Genomic DNA, 24,112 nt, shown 5'->3' with positions numbered 1-24,112 from the left:
ATGACCCGTCCGCAAACACCACAGACGACCCATCGGATCGCGCTGCTGTTCAACGCGAACAAGGTCTACGACCGCGAGATCATTACCGGCATCGGCAATTACCTGCTGTCCACGCGCGTGGCATGGGATCTCTTTCTCGAAGAAGACTTTCGCTGCCGGCTGACCGGCATCGAGCGTTTCGACGGCGACGGCATCATCGCGGATTTCGACGACCCCGCCGTGGGCGAAGCGCTGCGCGATTGTCCGTTGCCGGTCGTCGCGGTGGGGTCATCGTTTGAAGACCCGGCGCACTATCCCCCGGACTTACCCTATATCGCCACCGATAACAGCAAGCTCGTCTCGCTCGCGTATACGCATCTGATCGGCGCGGGACTCGAACACTTCGCGCTGTATAGCCTGCCGCAAGCGCAGGAAAACCGCTGGGCGCAGCAGCGCGAATTGGCATTCGAGCATTTGCGTCACGCGGACGGCCACGGCGACGAGCAAATCCGCAGCGAGATTTATCGCGGCCTGTCGACCAGCGCGCCGTCATGGAACCAGGCGACCGAGCAGCTCACCGCATGGCTGCGCCAACTGCCGAAGCCGGTCGGCATCATCGCCGTGACTGACGCGCGCGCGCGGCATTTGCTGCAAGCGTGTTTGATCGCGGGTATTCCAGTGCCGGAAGAAGTGGCGATCATCGGCATCGACAACGATCCGTTGACGCGCACGTTGACGCGCATTCCGCTTTCCTCGGTGATTCAAGGCACCGGGGAAATGGGACGCACCGCCGCTCACTTGTTGCATCAAATGCTGCGCGGCGCGCGTTTTCCGGGGCGGCGCATTCTCGTGCCGCCGGTCGGCATCAACGTACTCGAATCGACCAAGCATCAGCCGCTCGCGAGCCCATATGTGATGCGCGCGCGGCATTTCATTCGCCAGTACGCGTGCCAGGGCATTCGCACCGAACAGGTTGCCGATTATGTGGGCGTGTCGCGTTCGTCGCTAGAAGAGTACTTTCGGCGCGAGCGGCAGTGCACCGTGCATCAGGAAATCTTGCGTCATAAACTCGATGTCGCGAAAGCGCTGCTGGCGAAGCGCGATGCGTCGAGCGCGGAGGTGGCGATTCGTTGCGGCTTCACGTCGCTGCAATACATGTACGCGGTGTTTCGTCGTGAACTCGGTTGCACGCCGCGCGAGTATCAGGAACGCGCCAATTCAACGGTCGCGCCTGGCTGAGCATGCCTTTTTACTTTCTTTTCCACCGACGACATGATCAGCATTGAACAACTCTCCTCTGAGCCGTGGGGCACGCTGCCCGGCGGCGATCCGGTGCGGCTCTTTACGCTGCGCAACGCACACGGCATGAAAATCGCCATCAGCGACCTGGGCGCGACGCTGGTCTCGTGGCATGCGCCGGATCGCGCGGGACGTCTCGGCGATATTCTGCTCGGCCATGACACGCCCGCCGAATACGTGGCGGCCACCACCTACATGGGCGGATTGATCGGCCGATGGGCGAACCGCATTGCCGATGCGCGCTTCACGCTCGACGGCATCGAGTACACGCTCGACCGCAATGAAGGCGCGAATCTATTGCACGGCGGCACGCAGGGTTTTCATCGCGCGCTGTGGGACGTGAGCGAGGACAATGGCGCGCTGGTCATGCGCCTGGAGTCGCCCGAAGGCGACGCCGGTTTTCCCGGCAACGTGACGACGCAAGTGCGTTACTCGCTCGACGACGACGGCACGCTGACCATCGACTATGAAGCGATCACCGATGCGGCGACGCCGCTGAATCTGACGAGTCATCCGTATTTCAATCTGACGGGGCGGCCGGGCGCGGATATTCGCGGACATGTGTTGTCGATCGATGCGGACCGGTTCTTTGAAGTCGACGCGGCGCTGATTCCCACCAGACTCGCCGAAGTGGCGGGCAATGCGTTCGACTTCCGGCAGAGCGCGCCGATTGGCGCAAGGTTGGATTGGCCGCATGCGCAGCTTGCGCGGGCGGGCGGATTCGATCATTGCTATGTGTTGGGGGAGGCGAGCGCGCCGGGGATACGCGAGGTTGCTTGTGCGTATGACCCCGGCAGTGGACGCGAACTGACTGTGTTCACCGATCAGCGCGGCTTGCAGTTTTATAGCGGCAACGCGCTGAATGGCAACAAGGGACGCGGCGGCATTGCGTATCAACCGCATGCGGGGCTTTGCCTCGAAGCGGGCGGCTTTCCGAATCAGGTGAATATGGCTGATGAGCAGGATGCGGTGATCGTGCAGGCCGGCGATACGTATCGGCAAGTGACTCGGTATCGGGTCGGTGTGCGCAGCGGCGTTTGAGCCGTTTCGTTTGTTCAGGGTTTCGGCGTGCGTTTCTTACGATTCCGACTTATCGTTTTCTGCAAGACTGAATTACGGGATCAGGGCTTACCCCTAGGTTTTTCGCTTCCTAGAATCTGTTCATTGGTTGCCGCACACGTGCTGCGGCGCCTTACAGACAGTTTTCGGAGGGAAGCATCATGAAATCGCTGATCAAGGTTGTAACGCTCGCCGTGGTTTTCGTTGCGCCTGTGGCTTCGTTCGCACAGGCGCAGCCGCTTACGCGCGCGCAGGTGAAGGCGGAATTGCGGCAGATTGAACAGGCTGGATATAACCCGGCTGCCGCTGTCGATGCGAATTATCCGGCGGATATTCAGGCTGCGGAAGCAAGGATCGCTGCGCAGAATGCTACGGCTCAAGCGGATGTGACCGGGTATGGTTCTTCGGGTGGGGGGTCGTCGCAGACGTCGCAGACTGGTGGGAATACGGCGGTTGTGAATCCGTATCCGCAGCCTTTGGGTGGGGAGTGAGGCGCTTTTGGTGGTGATGTTTTTTGGGGGTTGTGGGTCATGGGTTTGTTCGGGCGTACGCTGGGTTGAGGGTTTGGCTGGATGAGCGGGAATGCTTTGATTGAGGAGAGGCGCTGATGCGCCTCTCTTTGTTATTGGCGCGACGTTTTGTATTGCGCCGTTATCGAGTGGTTTAGTGCCGCACGATAATTGGATGACATGCGCTTGTTTTTGTTCTTGGTTCTGGTCTCTTTGATAGGAAAGAAAGGCGAAAGCTTTCGAGACGCCGATCTGATTATCGAAACGGGCACAGTCGTCGCATTATGCGAAGTCCATTTTTCATAACATCTTCTTTATCGAATAGCTGCTGCTTAGAGAGCGCACCGCCGAAAAATTATTCAATGCGGTTCTGACGGGCGTACGTAGGAACCGGTACACGCGATCCGTTTTTTGACTACGCGTATTTTCAGTGCGCGTGGGCTTTTGTCCTTGGACTGGGCAAGCGTCGCGGCCAAACGCCTAATGGGCCAGGGTCACGAAAAACCGACGCGCTGCACATGCGAGTATTTGCCGCAAAAGGCGAGCAAACGCCATCCGCGTTGTCGGCGGGCGCTGCATCCAGCGTAATCAGGTTCTACTTTGCAGTTCCGGCTACGCGCTTTTTGTCATCGTCGCTCCAGAGCCAGGCTCGACTCTCAACACGTCGCGGCTTCACGACGCGCTACGTGAACGCGAGCACAAAACCGAATCGGGCCGACTTTTGCTCGCCGTCAGCTGCCAAGACCACGATAGGTTTTACCGATATCCAAAGCGCATAATTGAAATTCGGGAATTAATGCCGTCTCACATTGACTGACATTCAAGTTCTGGTCGATTCGTCTGAAGTTCCGTAAAATCGCGCGGAGCGCGGTCAATCAGTCGGCTAACAAGAAGAGGCGGCAATGGGAGCGCAGGACATAATCGGGGCAATAAAGGGCGGACTCGCTCAAAGCGACCGGCTGCTGAAACTGGATAGTCCGCTGGGCGGTAATGTTCTTCTGCCGCAGCGGGTTATCGGCCATTCACGGATTGGCCGCCATTATGAATTCACGGTCGATGTCGTTTCCACTTCCGGTGCCATTGAACTGAAGACGCTGATCGCCCAGCCCGTCACGCTGTGGATCCAGCAGACCGACAAATCCTATCTGCCTCATCACGGCTATGTGCATACCGCGCGACGCCTCGGCTCGGATAACGGACTCACGAGTTATCAGCTCGGCTTTGCCTCATGGATGCACTTCCTGCGCTTTCGCAAGGACGCGCGGATCTGGCAGGACAAACCCGCCGACGAAATCCTCACCGATGTCTTCAATCTGCATCCACAGGCCCAGGGCGCATTCCGCTTTGCGCTGAGCCGGCCCCTGCCCGCGCGTTCGTTCTGCATGCAATACGAGGACGACTGGAACTTCGTGCACCGGCTGATGGAAAACGAAGGGCTGTTCGGCTGTTTCGAGCAGGCTGGCGACGGCCAGTCACATACGCTCATCGTCACGGACAACCTCGACGCGTTCTGGCCGCTTTCACCCAAGACGATCCGGTTCTATCGAGCGGGTACGAACAGCGAAACCGATGCACTGGTTCAGTGGTCGGGCACAAGAACGCTTCAGAGCACCACGCTCACGACGCGCACCTTCGATTACAAGGCACCGGGTTCGTCCGCCAGTCCGAAGGGCACGACCGTGCCGACACTTGCCACACAGGGCGACCTGCCGCAACAGGCCGAAGTCTACGAATACACCGGCGCCTACACCTACGGCAGCCAGGACCGGGGCGATCACCTGTCGAAGATCCGCATGGAGGAATGGGAGTCGCGGGCGAAGCGCTTCTTCGGTTCAGGCGGTGTGAGGCAGGCGGATGCGGGCCGCTGGTTCGAACTGGACGATCACCCCGGGCACGCCACCGACAGTGAACAGAACCGGCAGTTCGCCATGATCGCAACGTCGTGGTTCATTGAAAACAACCTGCCGGTTTCGAGTCAGGCCGCCGATTTCCCGCATAGCCTGAAAGGCGAACTGGCGATGGTCCGGGCGAATCATGAAAGCACAGCCAGTGCGTTGAAGGTCGCCCACGCCGATGGCAGCGAAGGCTTCTTCCTCGTTGAGATCGAGGCGCAACGCAAGGCCGTGCCCTACCGCAGTCCGTTCGAGCATCACAAGCCGGAGATGCATCTGCAGTCGGCAATCGTCGTCGGCCCGGCGAACGAGGAGGTCTACACCGACGCGCTCAACCGCATCAAGGTGCGCTTCCACTGGGACCGGCTCAACGACGGCGACGAGAAGGCGTCATGCTGGCTGCGGGTCGCGATGTCGGATACGGGCGGCGGCTATGGCGGCGTGCATGTGCCGAGGATCGGCGAGGAAGTGCTGATCGAATGGGTGGATGGCGACTGCGACAGGCCGCTCGTCACGGGCCGGGTGTATAACGGCGCGACGCAACCGCCCTGGCATTCGAACGGTCTGCTGTCGGGCTACAGGTCGAAGGAATATCAGGGCAGCGGCTACAACCAGATGGTGATGGACGATGCGACCGGCCAGAACCGCGTTCACCTCTATAGCAGCAGCACGAATGCGCATCTGCACCTGGGTTATCTGATCGCGCAGACCGGCAACACACGCGGCGCGTATCTGGGCAGCGGTTTCGACCTGAAGTCCGACGCCTACGGTGCGGTGCGCGCCGGTCAGGGTCTGTACGTTTCCACGCATGCGAAACCGGCAGCGGGCCAGCAACTCGACGTGCGCGAGGCGAACTTGCAACTGGTGAATGCGGAAAGCGTGCTGGAAGCGCTGTCCGGGGCGAGCACCACGCATCAGGCTGAAAGCCTCGGGGACGGACACGCGGCACTGAAGTCGTTCACCGATGCTACCCGGAACAATGTTTCGGGTTCGTCGTCGGGTGGCAGGACGGCGGGCGGTGGAACGGGCAGTGCCAATGCGTTCAGGGAGCCGGTCATGCTGTTCGCCAGCCCGTCGGGCATCGCGTTGTCCACGCAGAAATCGGTCCATGTATCGGCGGACGAGCACATCAACTTCGTAAGCGGTCAGGGCACGCACCTCGCGACCGGCAAATCGCTGATTGCGAGCGTGGCCGGAAAACTCAGCCTGTTCGTACAGAACGCGGGGATGAAGCTGTTCGCGGGCAAGGGTAAGGTCGAAGTTCAGGCGCACTCGGACAACCTCGAACTGACGGCGCAGAAGACGATGAAGCTGCTGTCCGCAACAGAGAAGATCGAAGCGGCCGCGAAACAGGAAATTCTTCTGACATCGGGCGGTGCCTATATCCGCATGACGGGCGGCAACATCGAAATTCACGCGCCTGGAAAGGTAGATTTCAAGGGCAGCCAACATAGTTTCAATGGACCGGCCAGTCAAGCCTATCCGCTACCGCAATTCCAACCGTCCTATCAGGCGCAGTACGTTTTGCAAAACGAAGCTGACGGGACGCCGATGATCCAGCACGCCTACGAACTGAAATTACCCTCCGGGCGTACCTTGCTCGGCCACACGAACGACTTCGGCGAAACGGTACGGGTTTTTACGCCCAGCGCGCAGGATGTGAATCTGCGGGCGTTCAAACAAGACAAGATAGAAGTCAAGCCGTGGAAGTTTGCAGGCGGCGGGCAACCCGACATCCGCGCCGATTATCTCGACGACGCCGACGAAGCTTGAGCACCAAAGGAGTTTGACCGAATGGGATCGACACTTCAACCGGCGGGCTCGACCTGCACGATAATCAACGAAGAACCGACGTATGCAATGTTGCCGCCGTTCTCGAAGGGTTACTTGCAAGAGAAAATCGAATACGCGTTAAAGATGCCGAAGATCGTTTCCGTCCTCTTGCCCGACGGCTCGACGATTGTCAGATTGCTGAAACAGCTCGCGATGACCTCAGCGATTCGCGTCGATGAGAAAGTCGCGAATTACTTCTGGCAGTACAAGGCGGAGGTGAGCTTCGATATGTGGGCAACTGCCCTATCCAATGGATTTGCACCGCCGATTCCGTTTCTAAGCAGCGACAAGTCTCAGGGACCAGGGAGGCGCCACAGCCTGAACCCGTTCCCGCCCGGTATGAAACCCGGATTTTTACGGCGCCCCGATGTGATTATCGTAAAGAATCCAATGGACCGCTGGCCCGGTCGCGGCACCGTCGATCGTGATGGCGCGCCCCATGTTGACAATATGCTTCGGCTGGTAGAAGTAAAATTTCCCGGCGATACATGGAATGAAGGCCAAGAAGATGCATATCAGAAAATTGCGGGTGACTATAAAAATCGCATGACAGTTATTGATGTAAGCGATTGCAATGGGGAACTCAAGAAAGTGCCGGTACCAGTGCCTCTACCAGCGCCACAAACTGACGACGAGAAGCAACGACAGCGTGTACCCATTCGTACAGTTAAGCCGATCCCAGAGCCCGCTTGGTACGAGGAATGGTGGTCGTGGGCTGAACGGCACGGCGAAGAAGCCGCCGAAGCGGTTGCACCGGTATGGGATGCGATTCACCGTGGCTATTCTTATGTGTCCGCCGAAACCAGCGCATTTCTCCATCAGCACGCGCCCTGGATATTTACCGCTGGTCGCTGGATTGCGGATAAAGCAAGCGACGCGTGGGTATGGGTCGACGAGAAAGGACGCGAGCTTTATCGCTACACCACCGCCCAGCTCAAGGCCGGTTGGCAGGAAATCGTTCGCCAAACCGATATGACGTGGGAGTTGCTCAAGCAGATCGACTGGGCGCAGGTGGGCATGACCATCGTGAAAGCATTGGCTGTGATCGTCGTCGTGGTCGCCGCCGTTGCAGTCGTCATCGTACTGGCCGAAGCGTTGGTCGCGATCCTTGCAGCGCTGATTGCGATCATTGCAACAGCTGGCGCAGAAGCGCTGGCTGTGCTCGCTGTGTCGCTGGGCGTGACGGCGGTGGCGTCGGCCGGTTAGTCTTTCCGCTTGCGGTTTTCGATTGAACAACAGACGCAGAACAAAATATGACGCTTCGTGATTCAAAAACCACCTTGACGCCCGCGCAAGCGCTCGCACGGTACAAGGAAGATCTGAGTGTGCGGCTTGCCGATAACCGCATGGGCGTGCTACCGGGTGTCATTGGTACGATTTTTTTTGAGCGTGGTGGAAATCCAGAAGGTCGGCAACGCATCCTCGATTGCTTCGACCGCTTCGAACAGTTGTTCGGCGAACATCTAAACGGAGGCAAGGACACCGATCTCGGTAAGTTTTCGAAGCGTACTGGTATTGAGAAGATCCGGCGAGCCATTGTTGAAACGCCGTCACATCTTCAAGTCGGAGTGGTGCGTTCCAGCGCCACCGATCAAGACACCGCCGCAGAGTACAACATTAAGACGCTAACGAATATTGTTGTACCGGAGGACTACACCGCACCTACTGGATGGACCGTATCAAAGGGTAGGGAGGCAGGCCTGTCATATTTGAAATTTAACGTCCCAATGGAGTTGGTCACAACGACCGATGGCATCGCGCAATACGAAAGCTTTTTGCGTTACGTTTGCCAACGATTGATCGTGCGTGGTGGTTATGGCGGTTTATCGCCCATTCTCCCCTATAGCTATCACCGATACATGCCGCAGGAATGGGCGCTTGCTGAGCGCTTTAGTGGATTGGAGATCGATAGCACCGCGCATTTACTCAAGGATGACTTCGACCCGGTTTCCTATGAGGGACCATCTTCGTCGGAGATGACAGCCTTTTACGATCATCTTCATCCCGGCGCAAAAGTCGGTCGATGGGGTTTCATCAAGGGTGTGAACTGGTACACGATCCTGGGCGAGTTATTCGTGGACCGCCTGGGGGGAGAGGCCGCCATACGCGAAGCACTGAATCGTCCTGACATTCACATCGAACGCATCGGCTCGTGCCTGCTGATCCGCGCCGGGGATTTCCCGCGTCTCGGCGCCCCCGAGGAAGGTCTACCCGAACCCTACGTGTTCGTGAACAGCGTATTGCGCGTGCTACGCGATCCAGGGCCCGACGCCTTGCATACCTATATCCCGGACTTGCCGAGCGCGGATACGAAGAACGCGCGCGCGTGGGCAGCGCGCTTTGACCTGCCCGACGCCGCACCGATTCCCGAGCCCCCGACTGTCGTACCGCAGCCGGTGAAACGTGAGCCCGTCCGTCTCAATGTCCGCGGCGGTAGCCCTTGCCCGGAAGCGGGCTGGTGGCATACGCCAGCGAAAGCGGGGAGCCGTCGCTATTTCGAAGCGGGCGAAATCATGCCCGCGATCGAAGGAAGCCCGTGGGGTGAGACGTACTGGCATTGGTCGCCAAGCGAGAGTTAGCAGCTTTGTTTGTGACTCCCGTGACGACCATCTTGACGCCCGCGCAAGCACTCGCACGCTACAAGGAAGATTTGAGCGTGCGGCTTGCCGACAACCGCATGGGCGTGCTACCGGGCGTGATTGGGACGGTGTACTTTGAACGCGGTTCTCAACCCGAAGTGCGTCAAGGCATCCTCGACTGCTTCGATCGCTTCGACGAGTTGTTCGGCGAGCATCTCAAAGGAGGCAAAGACACCGACCTGGGCAAGTTCACCAAGCGGGCCCCGGCAGGTGTGGAGAAGATACGACGAGCTATTGTCGATACACCGTCATATCTCGAAGTGAGCGTGATTCGTTCCAGTTCTACCGACCAGGACACAGCCGCGGAATAGCATCCAGACGCTAACCGGAATCGCAGCAGACGAGGACTATGTTTCGCCAAAAGGTTGGAAGGCATACAGGGGTCAGGAATCCGGCCTGTCGTACCTGAAATTCAATGTGCCGATGGACCTGATTGCGATTGACGATGGTATCGCGCAGTACGAGAACTTCCTGCGTTACGTGTGCGGAAAACTCGTGGTGCAGGGCGGCTATGGAGGCCTGTCTCCGGTCCTTGCCTACAGCTATCACCGTTACATGCCGCAGGAATGGGCACTTGCTGAGCGCTTTAGCGGATTGGAAATAGATAGCACCGCGCACCTGCAATCCAAAGAATACGACCCCGTCTCATACGAAGGCGAGTCTGTTGACCACATGACGGCGTTTTATCCGGGCTTACATCCCGGCGCAAAAGTCGGCCGATGGGGTTTCATCAAGGGCGTGAACTGGTACACGATCCTGGGCGAGTTATTCGTCGACCGCCTGGGTGGAGAGGCCGCCATACGCGAAGCGCTGAATCGTCCTGACATTCACATCGAACGCATCGGCTCGTGCCTGCTGATCCGCGCCGGGGATTTCCCGCGTCTCGGCGCCCCCGAGGAAGGTCTACCCGAACCCTACGTGTTCGTGAACAGCGTATTGCGCGTGCTACGCGATCCAGGGCCCGACGCCTTGCATACCTATATCCCGGACTTGCCGAGCGCGGATACGAAGAACGCGCGCGCGTGGGCAGCACGCTTTGACCTGCCCGGCGCCGCACCGATTCCCGAGCCCCCGACTGTCGTACCGCAGCCGGTGAAACGTGAGCCCGTCCGTCTCAATGTCCGCGGCGGTAGCCCTTGCCCGGAAGCGGGCTGGTGGCATACGCCAGCGAAAGCGGGGAGCCGTCGCTATTTCGAAGCGGGCGAAATCATGCCCGCGATCGAAGGAAGCCCGTGGGGTGAGACGTACTGGCATTGGTCGCCAAGCGAGCGTTAGCAGCTTTGCCTTGTTGCGAATCCAGCAACGCGCCTTAAGCATGCATTCGAATGAAACTTGCGCCTGCGCCAGCATGGTAAAAAAACCGAACGCCTAACTCACCTATCTCCCCGATTTGCTTAGTGCAGATATCGAGCACGCGCATCCATGGCTGGCACGCTTTATCCACCCCAGCACGCGATGTTTCTGATGAGAAAAGTTATCGAACTCCAGGCAGCGCGTCCGCCACGCGGCATTAGCTCTACAGCGGATTCCGAAGAACCCCCCACCCCTTCACCCAATGTTATTATCGGAAACACGACCCGCCCGCCCGAGGCGCGCTACCAACCCGCTGGCCCCATGGACACCCACCTCACCAAACCCGCCGACGCATCCACCACCGACCTCGGCCGGCGCGTGCGCGCCGCGCGCCAGGCACAGGACCTGACGCTGGAAACCGCGAGCCGTCTCTGCGGCGTCTCCCGCTCGACGCTCTCCAAAGTCGAAAACGGCCTGATGTCCCCCACATTCGACGTGCTGCAGAAAATCGTCGTCGGTTTGAAAATCGAAATCGGCGAGTTGTTCGGCTCGACGCCCAAAGTCAGCGCCAACGGCCGTCGCGCATTGACCCGCAAAAACGAAGGCCAGCGTCACGCCTATCGCGGCTACCAGATGGAACTGCTCGCCACCGACCTCGCGCACAAAGCGATGCTGCCGTTTCGCATCCGCATCTCCGCGCACACGCTCGACGCGTTCGACGACTGGGGCCGTCACGAAGGCGAAGAATTCCTGTACGTCATCAGCGGCAGCGTGTGCCTCTATTCCGAGTTGTACGCGCCAACGCATCTGAACGCCGGCGACAGCCTGTACTTCGATAGCCGCACCGGCCACGCCGCGGTGTCCACCAGCGAAGAAGACGCCGAGGTGTTGTGGATGGCGACCAGCGCCGACATCCCGCAAGCACCGGCAACCGTACCGCTCGCGGAACCGGGCAAGAAATAACGAAAGCGCCTTGGCGACGCGCCGCCAACGTCCGCGGCACTCGCCTGGCGACGATACGTCAAGCCGCCTGGTTCGCGGTCATCTTGAAGATGCCCTGTGCGTTGCCCGCGTCGAAACGCAGATCCGTTTGCCAGCGGCGCGCGTCCTGATCGAACGTCCGCTTGCGCGTGATGAACTCGTAGAACGAGCCCGGCACGTCGCGCGTCACGATGCTGCCGTCGGCCGCGCGGAATTCGCGCCGCACGATGTCCGCGCGATACGCGGTCTGGAACACGCGGCCCGAACGCGAACGCTCCACTTCCAGCTTCATCGGACGACCCTTGGCTTTTTCGTCGTCGGCGAGTTTGAACACGTCCGCGACGCGATCGGTGGCGTGATTGAAGGCGTTGCCTTCAGTCGCGATCCACGCCATTTCCGCCGACTCCTTCAACAACACGTCGTAATCGGCCTCGCATGGCGTCTCGTGCTGACGCGCGAACGCGCCGACGATCACCGGTAGCAACGCATGCGCCGCCTCGAGCGGCAGCACGCCTTCGCGTTCGAGCTCCCACAAATGGCCGACGGCTTGCGGCGTCAGCGGATCGCGCGACGCGCCGATCACATTCGTCACCGCCTGCTGGAATTCCGCCGAGAAACGCTCGGGATGCAATTCGCTGACGAAGAATTGCGCGATCTCATCGGGCGCGTCGTCGTGCGCCCACGCGCGGCCGGTCATGCCGAGACGGTCAAGCGGATAGCGGCCGTTGATGCTGAAGCCGAGCGGACGCAGAATGCGCGCGAACGCGGCTTCGCCCGGCGGCAGCGCGCCGTTCTCATGCCAGCGCACGGTGCGCAATGCGCCGTGGTCGAAGTACACGCCGCCGCCCGCGGCGATCGTCTCCTGCGTGTACTCGCGGCCATTCGCGGAGCGCGCCAGCAAGTCGTCGAACAACGCCATGTTCAGTGCCTGCGCGACTTCCGCACGCGTCACGGTGCCTTCTTCGCATTCGCTGAGGATTCGCGGATGGTTCAGCGTGGCGAACAGCCGCGCGGTTTGGTCGACGCCGAGCAGTTTCAGCAGCAGTCGTTCGACATTCGCATTCTTGATGTTTCGCATATCGGTTCCGGGCGGCGTGCGGTGAGACGCGTTCGTGTATTTGGAGGACGGCATGCCGGCGTGGCTTCAAGGTCTATGCGCGGCATCGCCGAAGGCGAGATTATTTAGAGCCGCGGCGGCGCCGTAAAGCGAGATAAAATCGCCACTTGATGCGTTTTCGGAATCAACGTGCGAAAGTTCAAGATCCCCAACATGGGCGCGCTGCTCGCTTTCGAAGCCGCCGCGCGACACGAGAGCTTCACGCATGCGGCGCGTGAGTTGTTCCTCACCGAAAGCGCGGTGTCCCGGCAGATCAATACGTTGGAGAGCAATCTCGGCGTGCGGCTGTTCGCGCGCGCCAAACAGCGCGTGGTGCTGACGAAGGCGGGCAAGGTGTATAGCGCGCAGGTGCGGCGCGCGCTGGAGCAGCTGGATCGCGACACGCTGTCGATCATCGCGCATGGCAGCGGCGGCGGTTATCTGGAATTGGCGGTGCTGCCGACTTTCGCGTCGCAATGGCTGATTCCACGGCTCGCGGCATTCAACGAACAGTATCCCGATGTACGCGTCAATATGGGCGTGCGCACGGGCACGTTTCCGTTCGGCGATACGCATTTCGAAGCCGCGATTCACTACGGCAAACCGACATGGCCGGGCACGTCGGCGGATTTTCTGTTCAGTGAGGAAGTCGTGCCGGTGTGCGCGGCGAGTCTGCTGACGCGGCCTGTTCGCAACGCCGCCGATCTGCTGGATTACCCGTTGCTGCATTCCACCACGCGCCCCGATGGCTGGGCGGCATGGTTCGCCAACCTCGGCGTCGACGATAACCGGACGATGCAAGGCGTGCGCTACGAACTTCATACGATGCTGATCAGCGCGGCCGCGGCGGGTCTCGGCATTGCGCTGGTGCCACGCTTTTTTGTCGATGCGCAGCTCGAACAGCTTGGACTAGCGATACCGCTCGACGCGCCTGCGGTTGCCGACTCGGCGTACTACCTCGTCTATCCGACCGAGTTGAGTCACGGCAAGCCGCTCGCCAGCTTCCGCGAATGGCTGCTCGGGGAAGCGGCTGCGTATGGCGCGGTCAATCCGGGCTTGGCCGGCAATCCCGATACCGATTGATCAAGCGCCAAGCCTTGGAGCGTTACGCGCCCGTTTGCTCACGCGCCTGCGCGAGCGCGCTGAGGTTGCCCTCGCCAAAACCGTGATGCCCTTGCCGCTGAACGATCTCGAAGAAGATCTCGCCGGCGTTACGTCGCACGAAAGTCTGAAAGAACAGCAGCGGCACGCCGTCCGCGCCGATCTCGCCGTCCACCAGCACATGCGTGCGCTTGAGCCGCTCGACATCGAGCCCATGGCCCGGTAGCCGTGTGTCCAGTTGCTCGTAGTAGCGCGGCGGCGGCTCGACAAATTCAACGCCGTTCGCCAGCAGTTGCTCGACGCACGCGAAGATATCGTCAGTGGCGAGCGCGATGTGCTGCACGCCCTCGCCCGGATGATCGGGCAGATACTCGTGCATCAGATTGGTCCGGCGCGTGCCCTCTTCATACAAGGGAACACGGATCGCGCCGCATGGCGACACCATCACGCGCGATTCCGCCGACACATGCCAGTTCGCGTGCAGTTCGTGAATCTCGCGGAAGTTGAGCAGGTCGCGATAGAAGTCGAGCCATTCCTGCATGCGGCCCTCGCCTACCGTCTGCGTGAGATGGTCGACCGCGACGAGGCCGGTGCCCACGTGACTCAAATCGGCGTGCGCGGTGTCGATCTCGATGGGCCGGAAGTCGATGTCGAAGATCGAAATGTCGCCGAGGCCGCCGCGCTGACCGCCGCGGCCGCGCCAACGGTCGACGAAATAGATGTGCGAGTCGCCAATGCCCTGGATCGCCGGAATCAGCAGTTCGCCCGCGCCGAGGCGCTCGCCTTCGAACGCCCACGCGCCGAGTTCGATCGCGCGATCGAACGCGCGCTGCGCGTCGGCCACGCGAATACCGATCGCGCAGATGCCCGCGCCGTATTCCTCGGCGTAGCGCGCGGCGAACGAATCGGGTTCGGCGTTGATCAGCAAATGCATCTCGCCCTGGCGATACAGCGTGACGTCCTTGCTGATGTGGCGCGCAATCGCCTTGAAGCCGAGTTTCGTGAAGGTCTCGCCGAGCGCCTTCGGCTCGCGTGCGGCGAACTCGACGAATTCGAGGCCGGCTGTGCCGAGCGGATTATGCTCAGGCGCCGACACGGCGCGCAGCGCGGCGTCTGGAGTGGGCAAGTCGCTGGGCATGGCAATCTCCTTGTGCAGTCTTTCGACGCTTTTTCCGATGTTCGGTGCGAGCCGTCGGGCATCCGCAGTGGGGCAACGCGGTCGGCGACGGTTTTTGCACCGTGTTTGTACACCGGCTAGTCGAGCGTTCGCAACCTTCATTTTGTACCGGACGGTTCACTTGCAGCGAATCGACGGGCCGCGTGCATGGCCACGAGCGCGGCGGGTCAGGTTTTCAGCGTGCCGTGGGCGTTGCGGTTCCACGTGTACGTTTCGCCTTTTTTGCCTTTGTCGCGGGCTTTGGCTTGCCTTCGACGGCGGCGGCCATGCGCAATTGCGCGACTTCACGCACGGCGTCGATCAGCGCGCGCCCCACCGGCGACGGCTGCGTGTCCGAGCGCCGGATCAGTCCAACCGGCTCGTCGGTGCCGGCGAACGGCAACGGCAAACGCACCAGCATGCCGCGCGCCAGTTCGTACTCCACCGCGCTCAGCGGCACGAACCACACGGCGTCGTTTTCGAGCGTCAACGCGCGGCCCGTCGATACCGACAGCACCTCGACAAACGCCGACAGCGGCGGCACGCCCCACGCGCTCAACAAGCTTTCCGCCGATTGCCGGATGAGCGTGCCGAACGGCGGCAGGACCACCGGAAAATCTTCCAGCGAGGTGGCTGGCAAACCGGCGCCCAATGCCAGCGGATGCCCGGCCCGCACCACTGCGATCAACGGCTCGCTGAAAAGCTGTTCGAAGCTGAGACCGACCATTCGCTCCGGGTCCGCGAGACGCCCAATCGCAAATTCGATCGTGCCTGCTTTCAGGCGTTCGAGCAATTCGGGGTTGGCGCCGGTCGCGAGACGCACGATCACGCGCGGCCATAGCGCGGCGAACCGCTTGAGCACCGGCGGAATAAGCGCGGCGGCGACGGTCGGCAAGACGCCGATTTCCAGCGTGGCCGCGGCCGCGCCTTCCGGGCGCGCCAACAAGTCGACGCCCTGCCGCAGCGCACTGACGCAGGCGCTCGCATGGGGCATGAAGAGCTGGCCCTCGCGGGTCGGCACCGCGCCGTGACGGCCGCGCTCGAACAGCTTCACGCCGAGAATCGCCTCGAGTTCGGCGACGGTCTTGGATACCGCCGGCTGCGTAATGGAAAGACTTTCGGCGGCCCGCTGCACGCTGCCGAACTGCGCGACGGCGAGAAAGCACTGGAGATGACGGAATTTGACGCGGCTGTCCGCGAGGCTTCGTTGCATAACGAAAGGTTATACGAAAGGGGCGAAAACGTCACTTTGCATAACCGCACCGGTTGGATAAAGTCGCTCCATAAGTTGCACCCACAATTCCTCGAAGGAGACACTCATGGATGAGTCCTTTCTCACCGCGCGCGATTTCGCGTCCCACCCCGGGTACATCTATCCCGGCTACGGCTCATCGGTCAAACGTGGCCCGACGCGTCCGCTCATTCCGCTGAAGGAAAAGCTGCGCGACCAGCGCGTGCCTGTCTACGGCACCGAAGACCTCGGCGCCCTCGACCACGATCTGACGCGCAATGCGGTGCGCAACGGCGAGCCGCTCGGCGAGCGCATCATCGTGACGGGGCGTGTGCTCGACGAGGGCGGCCGTCCGGTGCGCAATACGCTGGTGGAAATCTGGCAAGCTAATGCCGCTGGCCGCTACGTGCACAAAAACGATCAGCACGACGCGCCGCTCGATCCGAATTTTCTCGGCGCCGGCCGCTGCCTCACCGACAACGAAGGCCGTTATCGCTTTCTGACTATCAAGCCGGGCGCTTATCCGTGGGGCAATCATCCGAACGCATGGCGTCCGAACCACATTCATTTCTCGCTATTCGGCGAGCATTTCGGCTCGCGTCTCGTCACGCAGATGTATTTTCCCGGCGACCCGCTGCTGGCCTTCGATCCGATTTTTCAGGGCACGCCGGAGCATGCGCGTGATCGCCTGATTGCGAACTTCTCGCTCGACACCACGCAGGAAGCCTACGCGCTCGGCTACGACTTCGACATCGTGCTGCGCGGCCGCAACGAAACGCCGATGGAGCGTTAAACCATGACCACTCTCAAGCAAACGCCTTCGCAAACGGTTGGGCCGTACTTCGCTTACGGTCTGTGCCCGCAGCAATACGATTTCGACTTCAGGAGCTTGTTCACGCCCGTTCTGGCCGACCGTGAAGCGGCCGGCGAGCACGTCACGATCGTCGGCCAGGTGTTCGATGGCGACGGCAAGGTGATCGGCGACGCCATGCTGGAAATGTCGCAAGTGGATGCCGACGGCCGCTTTCCGGAATCGCGCGAGGAAATCCTGAAGACCGGTTTTCGCGGCTTCGCACGCGTCGGCACGGGTACGGATCCGCAGCAGCGCTTTATCGTGGAAACGGTCAAACCGGGCCGCGTGAGCCCGGATCAAGCGCCGCATCTGAATGTGATCGTGACGATGCGAGGCATGCTGCTGCACACGTTTACCCGCATCTATTTCGAGGACGAAGCCGAGGCAAACGAGCACGATGCCGTGTTGGCAGCGGTTCCGGCGGAGCGGAGCGGCACGCTGATCGCGCGCCGCGAACCGAACATGGCCAACGTGTACCGGTTCGACATCCACATGCAAGGCGATCGGGAAACCGTATTTTTCGACCTGTGAAGCAGAATTTCTATACTTTCAGATTGCTTTCACTTACACTGACGTTGATCCGTCTGGCGACTGGATCACGAAACTCCGAGTAGTTAAGCCCGCCTCGCGCGGGCTTTTTTTTGCGCCCGTCGAGAGCAGTTACTTCAACGAGCACCGCAGCCAGCGGCTGATTCTCGCGACGTCGGCAATGTGATCGCGCGCGCCGGACGCACCCAACACCACGATATCGACGGGCCGGCCATGCACGATCATCCGCACGACGACACAGTGCCCCGCCTCGTTGATGAAACCGGTTTTCTGCAACACGATCGACCGGTCACCGCCTCGCACCAGCGCATTCGAGTTGTGATAACTCAGCCGCGCGCGGCCGCTGCCGGGCAAGACGATTTGCTTGCGATCAGTGGAGTAAGCGCGAATCAACGGATAACGGCTCGCCGCCTCCACCAGCAATGACAAGTCCCGCGCGGTCGAAACGTTCTGCGGCGACAAGCCCGTACCGTTCACAAACGACGTATGCCGCATGCCCAGCGCGCGAGCCTTCGCGTTCATCGCGGCGACGAAACCCGGCCGGCCGCCGGCGTAATCGCGGCTGAGCGCAGCCGCGGCGCGGTTCTCCGACGACATCAACGCAATGTGCAACATGTCATGCCGCGACAAGGTCGAACCGACGCCCAGGCGTGAGCCGGTGAACTTGTCGAAATCCTGATCCTGGACCGTGACGTTGAGCGGCGCGTTCAGCTTGTGCCTTGCATCGAGTGACACCACGGCCGTCATCAGCTTGGATATCGAAGCAATCGGCATGACTCGGTCGGCCTGCTTTTCGGCGAGAACGGTATGCGTTCGCTCGTCCACGACATAGACAGCCTTTGCATGAAGCAACGCTCGCGATTTAGGCGTGTAGCCGCAGCGCGCCAATAGACGCAGCGACGCATGCGAAGGGTTCCGCGGCGCTGACGCACGCGGCCGCGCATCGCGCCGTTCCGCTGTCGCTTGTGGGCGCCTCGCGGCGCGCGGCTCTCGCGCAATACGTGCAATACGCGCAGCCTGCCGGCGATGCTTGAGCGTGAGCCTGCCGACATGCATCGGCCGCTGCGCGCTCGCCGCAGGCTTGCGCTTGTGCGCGATACGTCGCCGCGCCTTGCGGACGGTTGGCTTCCTGGCTTTGACTGAAGTTCTGGTCTGCGCTTTCGACGCGTGTCCGATGGACGGTGCGAGCTGCCGGCTCACGCCAGCAGAGGTATGCCGCGCAGGCTCGTGGCCCGCCGCAAACGACCAGCCGATGTTCAGCCACAACAGGCCGAACAACGCGACGTAGCGGAACCACGCGGGAAAACGATAGACAGGAAATTCGAATGAAGGAGTTCGACGATCGTACGGCATGCAGCTTCCGGTTCTGTGCCGTGTGAGCCCGAATTGATTGGACACGGAGTCGGCAACGAGTCGCCGATCTTAAGGCAGTTCACGCACCCGATCAACGGCGAAGGCATATGCCGGCTGATTCATCGCCGTTATGCGAGCGCCGAAACGCAGACCTCAACAACGGAAGTGATCGATGTTCTGCCCAGCGTAAATCGCGCGCGCGAGCCAGTCCGGCTTGTCGCCGTGACCGTCCCACGTATTGCCGAAGGCGTCGCGATACATCACGGCTCGCGTCTTGGCTGCGTCGGCCTCGATCGCCTCGGCTAGCGCTTCCGTCGTAATGCCGTATTCGTCCATGCGTCGGCGTATCCACAGGATCAAGCGCTCACGCGCATTCCCGTCGAGGTCGAACAGCCTTTGTTCTTCTCGCTCTTTCATAACGTACCGGTTTCGCGGCTGATAATGCTCGCGTTGGATATACAAAGAGTTCGCTAAAACAACGCGAAGCTTATGCGTGATTCAGATAGGCACGTGCGAATCGAACTCGCGACGCCTCTCCCGATGCGGGGAAACTCGCACCTGGAAATCATGCCCAACAAATCCTGGATTTCGGGGAATTGGCCGGCAAACGGCTCGAATTCGGCCCACGACTTGCCTCAGTGTTCCGAGGCTGCTTCAGCGTATGGAAGGCAATTCTAGCATCCAATTTCTTATGTTTGCAGCGAGGGTTTGCTTTGCCCGCGATGTGGGGGTTTTCAAATTCTTATTGGGTTATTAGGGCCGCCCGCGCAGGTGCGCAGTTAATTAACCTTGAGACAGCAAGGATAGATACTGGCGCAAAGCTAAACACAATCCGCACGGAAAAACGCAAATGCAAGACCACACCCACTCATGCTATGTTTCATTGATTAACATCCGAGCGTACAGGAGACACACAACATGCCCGCATCGACCGCTATCGTCACGATTCTCGCCGCGCTGCTGCTCGGTGCGATGAGCCCCGGCCCGAGCTTTGTCATCGTGGCCCGCAATGCCATCGGGCTATCGCGCGGCGACGGTCTCGCCACCGCGCTCGGCATGGGCATCGGCGGCGTGTTCTTTAGCGGCGTGGCGTTGCTCGGCCTATACACGTTGCTCGCCACTGTCGAATGGCTGTACATCGGCCTGAAAGTGGCGGGCGGTCTCTACCTGATCTACCTGGCGTCGAAAATCTGGCGCGGCGCGGCCAAACCGCTCGCATTCGATGCAGCCCAAGCCGCCCCGGCCAATGTGCGCAAATCTTTCTGGATCGGCCTGAGCACGCAACTCAGCAATCCGAAAACAGCCGTCTACTACGGCAGTATCTTCGCGGCCCTGCTTCCGCAACATCCGCCGCTGTGGTCCTACTTCGCATTGCCGCCCGCGATCTTCGCTATCGAAGCCGGCTGGTACACGATCGTCGCGCTGTGCTTTTCGAGCAAGCGGCCGCGCGAAGTCTATTTGCGGTGGAAAGCGTGGATCGATCGCGTCGCGGCGGGCGCGGTTGCGGCGCTTGGACTGCGCCTCGTTTTGACGGCACATAAAGTCGGCATCTGAAAGCTCGCTTGCCGTCGTTCGGCTTGGCGCGCCGAGCCGCTTATGGTGCCGCATCGCGCGACACGCCGAACCACGGCCGCAAGGTATGCCCCGGCGAGGAGCAATAGGCCCTTTCCGAAACAGTTACAAGTTAAGTGTTGACGCTGGCATGCCCCGGCGGTTACTGTGGCGATCGAAGTTCAAGAAGTTCGATTGCTGTTCATCAATGTTCGCTCCTCAGCGGTATTCGTTGTCCTCTCCCTCCTTGACGCTTCAAGCGCTCCTCAACAGAGCAAATCTTTCTATTTTTTCCTCAAGGATTCTTCATGGATACCGGTACCGTTAAGTGGTTCAACGACAGCAAGGGCTTTGGCTTCATCACCCCGGACAAGGGCGGCGACGACCTGTTCGCGCACTTCTCCGAAATCAGCGGCGACGGCTTCAAGACGCTCGCTGAAAATCAGAAGGTGAGCTTCGAAACGAAGCAAGGCCCGAAGGGTCTGCAAGCGGCTAACATCAAGCCGCTGTAAGTTTGAAGGGCTCGGTGTCCGGCAACGGGCATCGGGCTGCAGCGACATCCTCGCGGAGCTTCGTCTCCCACAGTTGGCGCGATCGCTTTTAGCTGCACGTGTTTTTCGCAGCAAGCCCAAAGCGCCAAACGCCTCGTTGCACCTCTCATTCTCCCTCTGGCTTCAACGCCCTTTTTTCGCTTTCCGACTGCGTCGTGATTCGGCTTGCAATGGCTTGAATCGGCTCGTCCGCGTGACTCGTACAACGGTCCGCCCGGCAGGCACGCACTCGTACATCATTAAAATAAAATGACAAACAAACATAGGCATCACTACAACGGCTATGCCGTCCAACCCTCGGCGCATCGTTTGCCCGACGGCAGCTTTTCATCCAACCTGTTGCTCGAACGCGCTGACAGCGCGCGTGCCGAAGGGCGCTACCAGTTCTATTCGCTCGATTACTTCACGAACGAAGAACAGGCTTTGCAGCACTCGGCAAGCTGGGCACGCAACTGGGTCGACACGCGCGGTTAAGCGCGCGGCCCACGGCTCTACGCGATGACGCGCGCATGATTTGCGCGCGCATCTCGCGACATGACGTAGTGCGCCATGCGACACGCTTTGCAATCGCAGGCGGCCTTACTCGCCCTGCTCCGCCTTGATTCGCGCGCGCAGTTCAAACTTCTGAATTTTTCCCGTCGACGTCTTCGGCAATTCGCCGAAGCGCACCGCTTTCGGCAACTTGTATCCCGCAAGAAAGAGCCGGCAGTGCGCGATGATCTCTTCCGCGCTCACCTGAGCGCCTTCCTTGAGTTCGACGAATGCGCACGGCACCTCGCCCCATTTCGGATCGGCCATCGCCACCACGGCGGCAACCGATACCGCGGGGTGACGGTACAGCGTGTCCTCGACCTCGATGCTCGAAATGTTCTCGCCGCCTGAAATGATGATGTCCTTGCTGCGATCGCGAATGCGAATGTAGCCATCGGGCATCCGCACGCCCAGGTCGCCGGTGTGGAACCAGCCGCCGCTGAACGTGGCCTCGGTGGCGCGCTCGTTCTTCAGATAGCCCTTCATGCAGATGTTGCCGCGGAACATGATCTCGCCGATCGTCTCGCCGTCGTCAGGCACGGGCGCGAGCGTGTCCGGGTCGAGCACCGTCACGGCCGCTTGCAGGTGGTAGCGCACACCTTGCCGCGCGTTCAGTTCGGCGCGTTCGCTGTCGCCGAGCGCTTCCCACTCCTCCTGTTTCGCACAGACGGCGGCCGGCCCATAGGTCTCGGTGAGTCCGTACACGTGCGTCAGATCGAAACCGATTTCCTTCATCTTCGCGATCACGGCCGGTGGCGGGGCCGCGCCGGCCACCATGGTCGACACGCGATGCTCGATGCCGTCTCGCCATTCGGCCGGCGCATTCGCCAGTGCGCTCTGCACGATCGGCGCGCCGCAATAGTGCGTGACGCATTCGCGGCGGATCAGGTCGAACACCGTCTTCGCGTCGAACTTGCGCAGACAGACGTTGACGCCGGCGCGCGCCGCCACCGTCCACGGAAAACACCAGCCGTTGCAGTGGAAAAGCGGCAAGGTCCACAGGTAAATTGCATGCCTGGGCATATCCCATTCGAGGATATTGCTGAGCGCATTCAGATAAGCGCCGCGATGGTGGTAGACCACGCCTTTGGGATCGCCAGTCGTGCCCGACGTGTAATTCAGCGCGACGGCGTCCCACTCGTCGGCCGGCATGGTCCACGCGAATTGCGGATCGCCCGATTGCAGCAACGCTTCGTAGTCGGTCGCGCGGATGAATTTGCCGGGGTCGGCGGGCATCGCGTCCGCCACGCTGATGACGTGAAGATCGGGGAACTCCAGCGCGGCGCGATGCGCGAATTCGCCGTACTCGGTATCGACGATCAGCGCCTTCGCCTCGCCGTGACGCAACATGAACAGCAGCGACGGCACGTCGAGCCGCGTATTCAGCGTGTTGAGCACGGCACCGGCCATCGGCACGCCGAAGTGCGCTTCTATCATCGGAGGAATGTTGGGCAGCAAGGCGGCGACCGTGTCACCGCGTTCTATGCCGGCCTGCCGCAACGCGCTGGCAAGACGCCGCGCGCGTTCATAGGTCTCGCGCCAGTTGCGGCGAATCTCCCCGTGGACGACCGCCGGCCGCTCACCGTAGACTTCGGCTGCGCGTACGATGAAATCGATGGGCGTCAGCGGGACATAATTGGCCTCGCGCCGCTCGAGGCCTTCTTCGAACATGTGCTTCATCACGTCGTCTCCTGAGGCGCGGGCCGCGCCGTCGATTGTTTTGATTGATGATTCAAGCCTAGCAACTGTCATGGTGAACTGTCTGTCATTCAAATGACAGAGTAGCGCGCGCCGGCTTTTGTGAATCGGCTTTGCCGGCATACGTATCCTTAACCGCTCATGAACGACGCTCCTCTCACCGCCCCGTCGGACGCTCGCTCGCACCGGCCGGCGCGGGTAGCGTGCGCCGACCTGCCGCGGCTATTCGCCACCTGCGCCTGGTTTCGCGCGCTCGCCGCCGAGCACCAGGCCATGGTGCTCTCCAGCGCGCACGCGGAGCACCTGGAAGCCGGCGCGTGGGTCGCGCGCCGCCAGGAACCGTCGAACTACTGGATCGGCGTGCATTCCGGCCTCATCAAGCTCGCGATCTACAACGCGTCGGGCCGCAGTTGCACGCTCTCCGGCGTGCCGCCCGGCGGCTGGTTCGGCGAAGGCAGCGTGATCAAGCGCGAATTGCGCAAATACGATGTGGCTGCGATTCAGCCTTCGCTCGCGATGTTCGTGCCGTCCGACACATTCCATGCACTTCTGGAATCGAGTCTGCCGTTCACCGGCTTCGTGATCCGGCAACTGAACAACCGCATGGGCGAATTCATCGCCTCGATCCAGAACAGCCGGTTGCTGGATGTGGATGCGCGCGTCGCGCAGTCGCTCGCGCAATTATTCAATCCCGATCTCTATCCCGACACGGGCCGAACGCTCGCCATTTCGCAGGAAGAAGTCGGCCTCCTGGCGGGCGTATCGCGCCAGCGGATCAATCAGGCGCTGCAAAACCTGGAAAAGCTGCGGATTCTGCGCCTCTCGTACAACCAGATCGAGGTGCTCGATCTCGAACGCCTGTACGCGTTCGGCCGTGAACAGATCTAGCGCTTACGCGCATTTTCCATGCACGGTTTCGCCGCGCGTTCAGCGGCGACCCGCCTTCTATCAGCCCACA

At 60.8% G+C, this 24,112-nt stretch carries 22 protein-coding genes; 16 read left to right on the top strand and 6 right to left on the bottom strand.

Annotated elements, in window-relative coordinates; genetic code table 11:
• The 9 genes from CUJ90_RS24825 (at position 1) to CUJ90_RS24790 (ending at position 11,466) form a co-directional block, all read left to right on the top strand.
• A complete protein-coding gene (locus CUJ90_RS24825; RefSeq protein WP_073432047.1) occupies positions 1-1,218 on the top strand; it encodes a XylR family transcriptional regulator in 1,218 nt (405 codons plus the stop codon).
• Between the two features lie 33 nt (positions 1,219-1,251).
• Complete coding sequence (locus CUJ90_RS24820) at positions 1,252-2,319, top strand: aldose epimerase family protein (RefSeq protein WP_073432026.1); 1,068 nt, start codon at positions 1,252-1,254, stop codon at positions 2,317-2,319.
• Between the two features lie 179 nt (positions 2,320-2,498).
• Positions 2,499-2,828, top strand: coding sequence for a DUF4148 domain-containing protein (locus tag CUJ90_RS24815; protein WP_114164130.1), 330 nt, complete (start codon positions 2,499-2,501; stop codon positions 2,826-2,828).
• 920 nt (positions 2,829-3,748) lie between these two features.
• Entirely contained in the window at positions 3,749-6,511 is a 2,763-nt protein-coding gene (locus tag CUJ90_RS24810; protein ID WP_114164129.1) for a type VI secretion system Vgr family protein, read from the top strand.
• Between the two features lie 21 nt (positions 6,512-6,532).
• Positions 6,533-7,777: a VRR-NUC domain-containing protein gene (locus tag CUJ90_RS24805; protein WP_114164128.1), complete on the top strand. Its 1,245-nt coding sequence runs from the start codon at positions 6,533-6,535 to the stop codon at positions 7,775-7,777.
• 47 nt (positions 7,778-7,824) lie between these two features.
• Positions 7,825-9,150, top strand: coding sequence for a type VI immunity family protein (locus tag CUJ90_RS24800; RefSeq protein ID WP_114164127.1), 1,326 nt, complete (start codon positions 7,825-7,827; stop codon positions 9,148-9,150).
• A gap of 20 nt (positions 9,151-9,170) precedes the next feature.
• Entirely contained in the window at positions 9,171-9,521 is a 351-nt protein-coding gene (locus CUJ90_RS33380; RefSeq protein ID WP_244220116.1) for a hypothetical protein, read from the top strand.
• A 1-nt stretch (position 9,522) separates the two neighbouring features.
• Positions 9,523-10,485, top strand: a complete 963-nt coding sequence (locus CUJ90_RS24795) for a type VI immunity family protein (RefSeq protein WP_340638544.1) — start codon at positions 9,523-9,525, stop codon at positions 10,483-10,485.
• A 339-nt stretch (positions 10,486-10,824) separates the two neighbouring features.
• Complete coding sequence (locus CUJ90_RS24790; protein ID WP_114164126.1) at positions 10,825-11,466, top strand: helix-turn-helix domain-containing protein; 642 nt, start codon at positions 10,825-10,827, stop codon at positions 11,464-11,466.
• A gap of 58 nt (positions 11,467-11,524) precedes the next feature.
• On the opposite strand, the gene CUJ90_RS24785 is transcribed toward CUJ90_RS24790, so the two are convergent.
• The gene (locus tag CUJ90_RS24785; RefSeq protein WP_114164125.1) at positions 11,525-12,562 is read right to left on the bottom strand and encodes a DUF1338 domain-containing protein; all 1,038 of its coding nucleotides are present in this window, start codon (positions 12,560-12,562) and stop codon (positions 11,525-11,527) included.
• Between the two features lie 168 nt (positions 12,563-12,730).
• On the opposite strand from CUJ90_RS24785, the gene CUJ90_RS24780 reads away from it, so the two are divergent.
• A complete protein-coding gene (locus tag CUJ90_RS24780; RefSeq protein ID WP_208645286.1) occupies positions 12,731-13,663 on the top strand; it encodes a LysR substrate-binding domain-containing protein in 933 nt (310 codons plus the stop codon).
• A gap of 22 nt (positions 13,664-13,685) precedes the next feature.
• On the opposite strand, the gene CUJ90_RS24775 is transcribed toward CUJ90_RS24780, so the two are convergent.
• Positions 13,686-14,819, bottom strand: coding sequence for a 4-hydroxyphenylpyruvate dioxygenase family protein (locus CUJ90_RS24775; RefSeq protein WP_114164123.1), 1,134 nt, complete (start codon positions 14,817-14,819; stop codon positions 13,686-13,688).
• Between the two features lie 214 nt (positions 14,820-15,033).
• Positions 15,034-16,050 carry a pca operon transcription factor PcaQ gene (pcaQ, locus tag CUJ90_RS24770; RefSeq protein WP_114164122.1) on the bottom strand — a complete coding sequence of 339 codons (1,017 nt, stop codon included), beginning with the start codon at positions 16,048-16,050 and terminating at the stop codon, positions 15,034-15,036.
• A 106-nt stretch (positions 16,051-16,156) separates the two neighbouring features.
• Between pcaQ and pcaH the strand changes: the two genes are divergently transcribed.
• Positions 16,157-16,861, top strand: a complete 705-nt coding sequence (gene pcaH / locus CUJ90_RS24765; protein ID WP_073432926.1) for a protocatechuate 3,4-dioxygenase subunit beta — start codon at positions 16,157-16,159, stop codon at positions 16,859-16,861.
• 3 nt (positions 16,862-16,864) lie between these two features.
• Positions 16,865-17,452, top strand: coding sequence for a protocatechuate 3,4-dioxygenase subunit alpha (gene pcaG, locus CUJ90_RS24760; RefSeq protein WP_073432927.1), 588 nt, complete (start codon positions 16,865-16,867; stop codon positions 17,450-17,452).
• Positions 17,453-17,581: 129 nt separating this feature from the next.
• Here the strand turns inward: pcaG and CUJ90_RS24755 are convergent, their stop codons facing one another.
• Complete coding sequence (locus tag CUJ90_RS24755; RefSeq protein WP_114164121.1) at positions 17,582-18,823, bottom strand: serine hydrolase; 1,242 nt, start codon at positions 18,821-18,823, stop codon at positions 17,582-17,584.
• Positions 18,824-18,976: 153 nt separating this feature from the next.
• Positions 18,977-19,240 (bottom strand): H-NS family nucleoid-associated regulatory protein, encoded by a 264-nt coding sequence (locus tag CUJ90_RS24750; protein WP_073428647.1) that lies wholly within the window; start codon positions 19,238-19,240, stop codon positions 18,977-18,979.
• Between the two features lie 501 nt (positions 19,241-19,741).
• Between CUJ90_RS24750 and CUJ90_RS24745 the strand changes: the two genes are divergently transcribed.
• From CUJ90_RS24745 to CUJ90_RS24735, 3 genes are all read left to right on the top strand, one after another.
• Positions 19,742-20,377, top strand: a complete 636-nt coding sequence (locus CUJ90_RS24745) for a LysE family translocator (RefSeq protein ID WP_073428646.1) — start codon at positions 19,742-19,744, stop codon at positions 20,375-20,377.
• Positions 20,378-20,682: 305 nt separating this feature from the next.
• Complete coding sequence (locus tag CUJ90_RS24740) at positions 20,683-20,886, top strand: cold-shock protein (RefSeq protein WP_012428559.1); 204 nt, start codon at positions 20,683-20,685, stop codon at positions 20,884-20,886.
• 288 nt (positions 20,887-21,174) lie between these two features.
• Positions 21,175-21,399: a hypothetical protein gene (locus tag CUJ90_RS24735; protein ID WP_073428645.1), complete on the top strand. Its 225-nt coding sequence runs from the start codon at positions 21,175-21,177 to the stop codon at positions 21,397-21,399.
• A 105-nt stretch (positions 21,400-21,504) separates the two neighbouring features.
• On the opposite strand, the gene CUJ90_RS24730 is transcribed toward CUJ90_RS24735, so the two are convergent.
• Entirely contained in the window at positions 21,505-23,136 is a 1,632-nt protein-coding gene (locus tag CUJ90_RS24730) for an acyl-CoA synthetase (protein ID WP_114164120.1), read from the bottom strand.
• 159 nt (positions 23,137-23,295) lie between these two features.
• Between CUJ90_RS24730 and CUJ90_RS24725 the strand changes: the two genes are divergently transcribed.
• On the top strand, positions 23,296-24,042 hold the full coding sequence (locus CUJ90_RS24725; protein WP_073428643.1) for a Crp/Fnr family transcriptional regulator: 747 nt from the start codon (positions 23,296-23,298) through the stop codon (positions 24,040-24,042).
• Positions 24,043-24,112 lie beyond the last annotated feature (70 nt).

Source organism: Paraburkholderia terricola (assembly GCF_003330825.1).
Taxonomy (GTDB): Bacteria; Pseudomonadota; Gammaproteobacteria; order Burkholderiales; family Burkholderiaceae; genus Paraburkholderia; species Paraburkholderia terricola.
The sequence above is the reverse complement of the archived record's forward strand: the minus strand, read 5'-3'. Positions and strand labels throughout refer to the sequence as shown.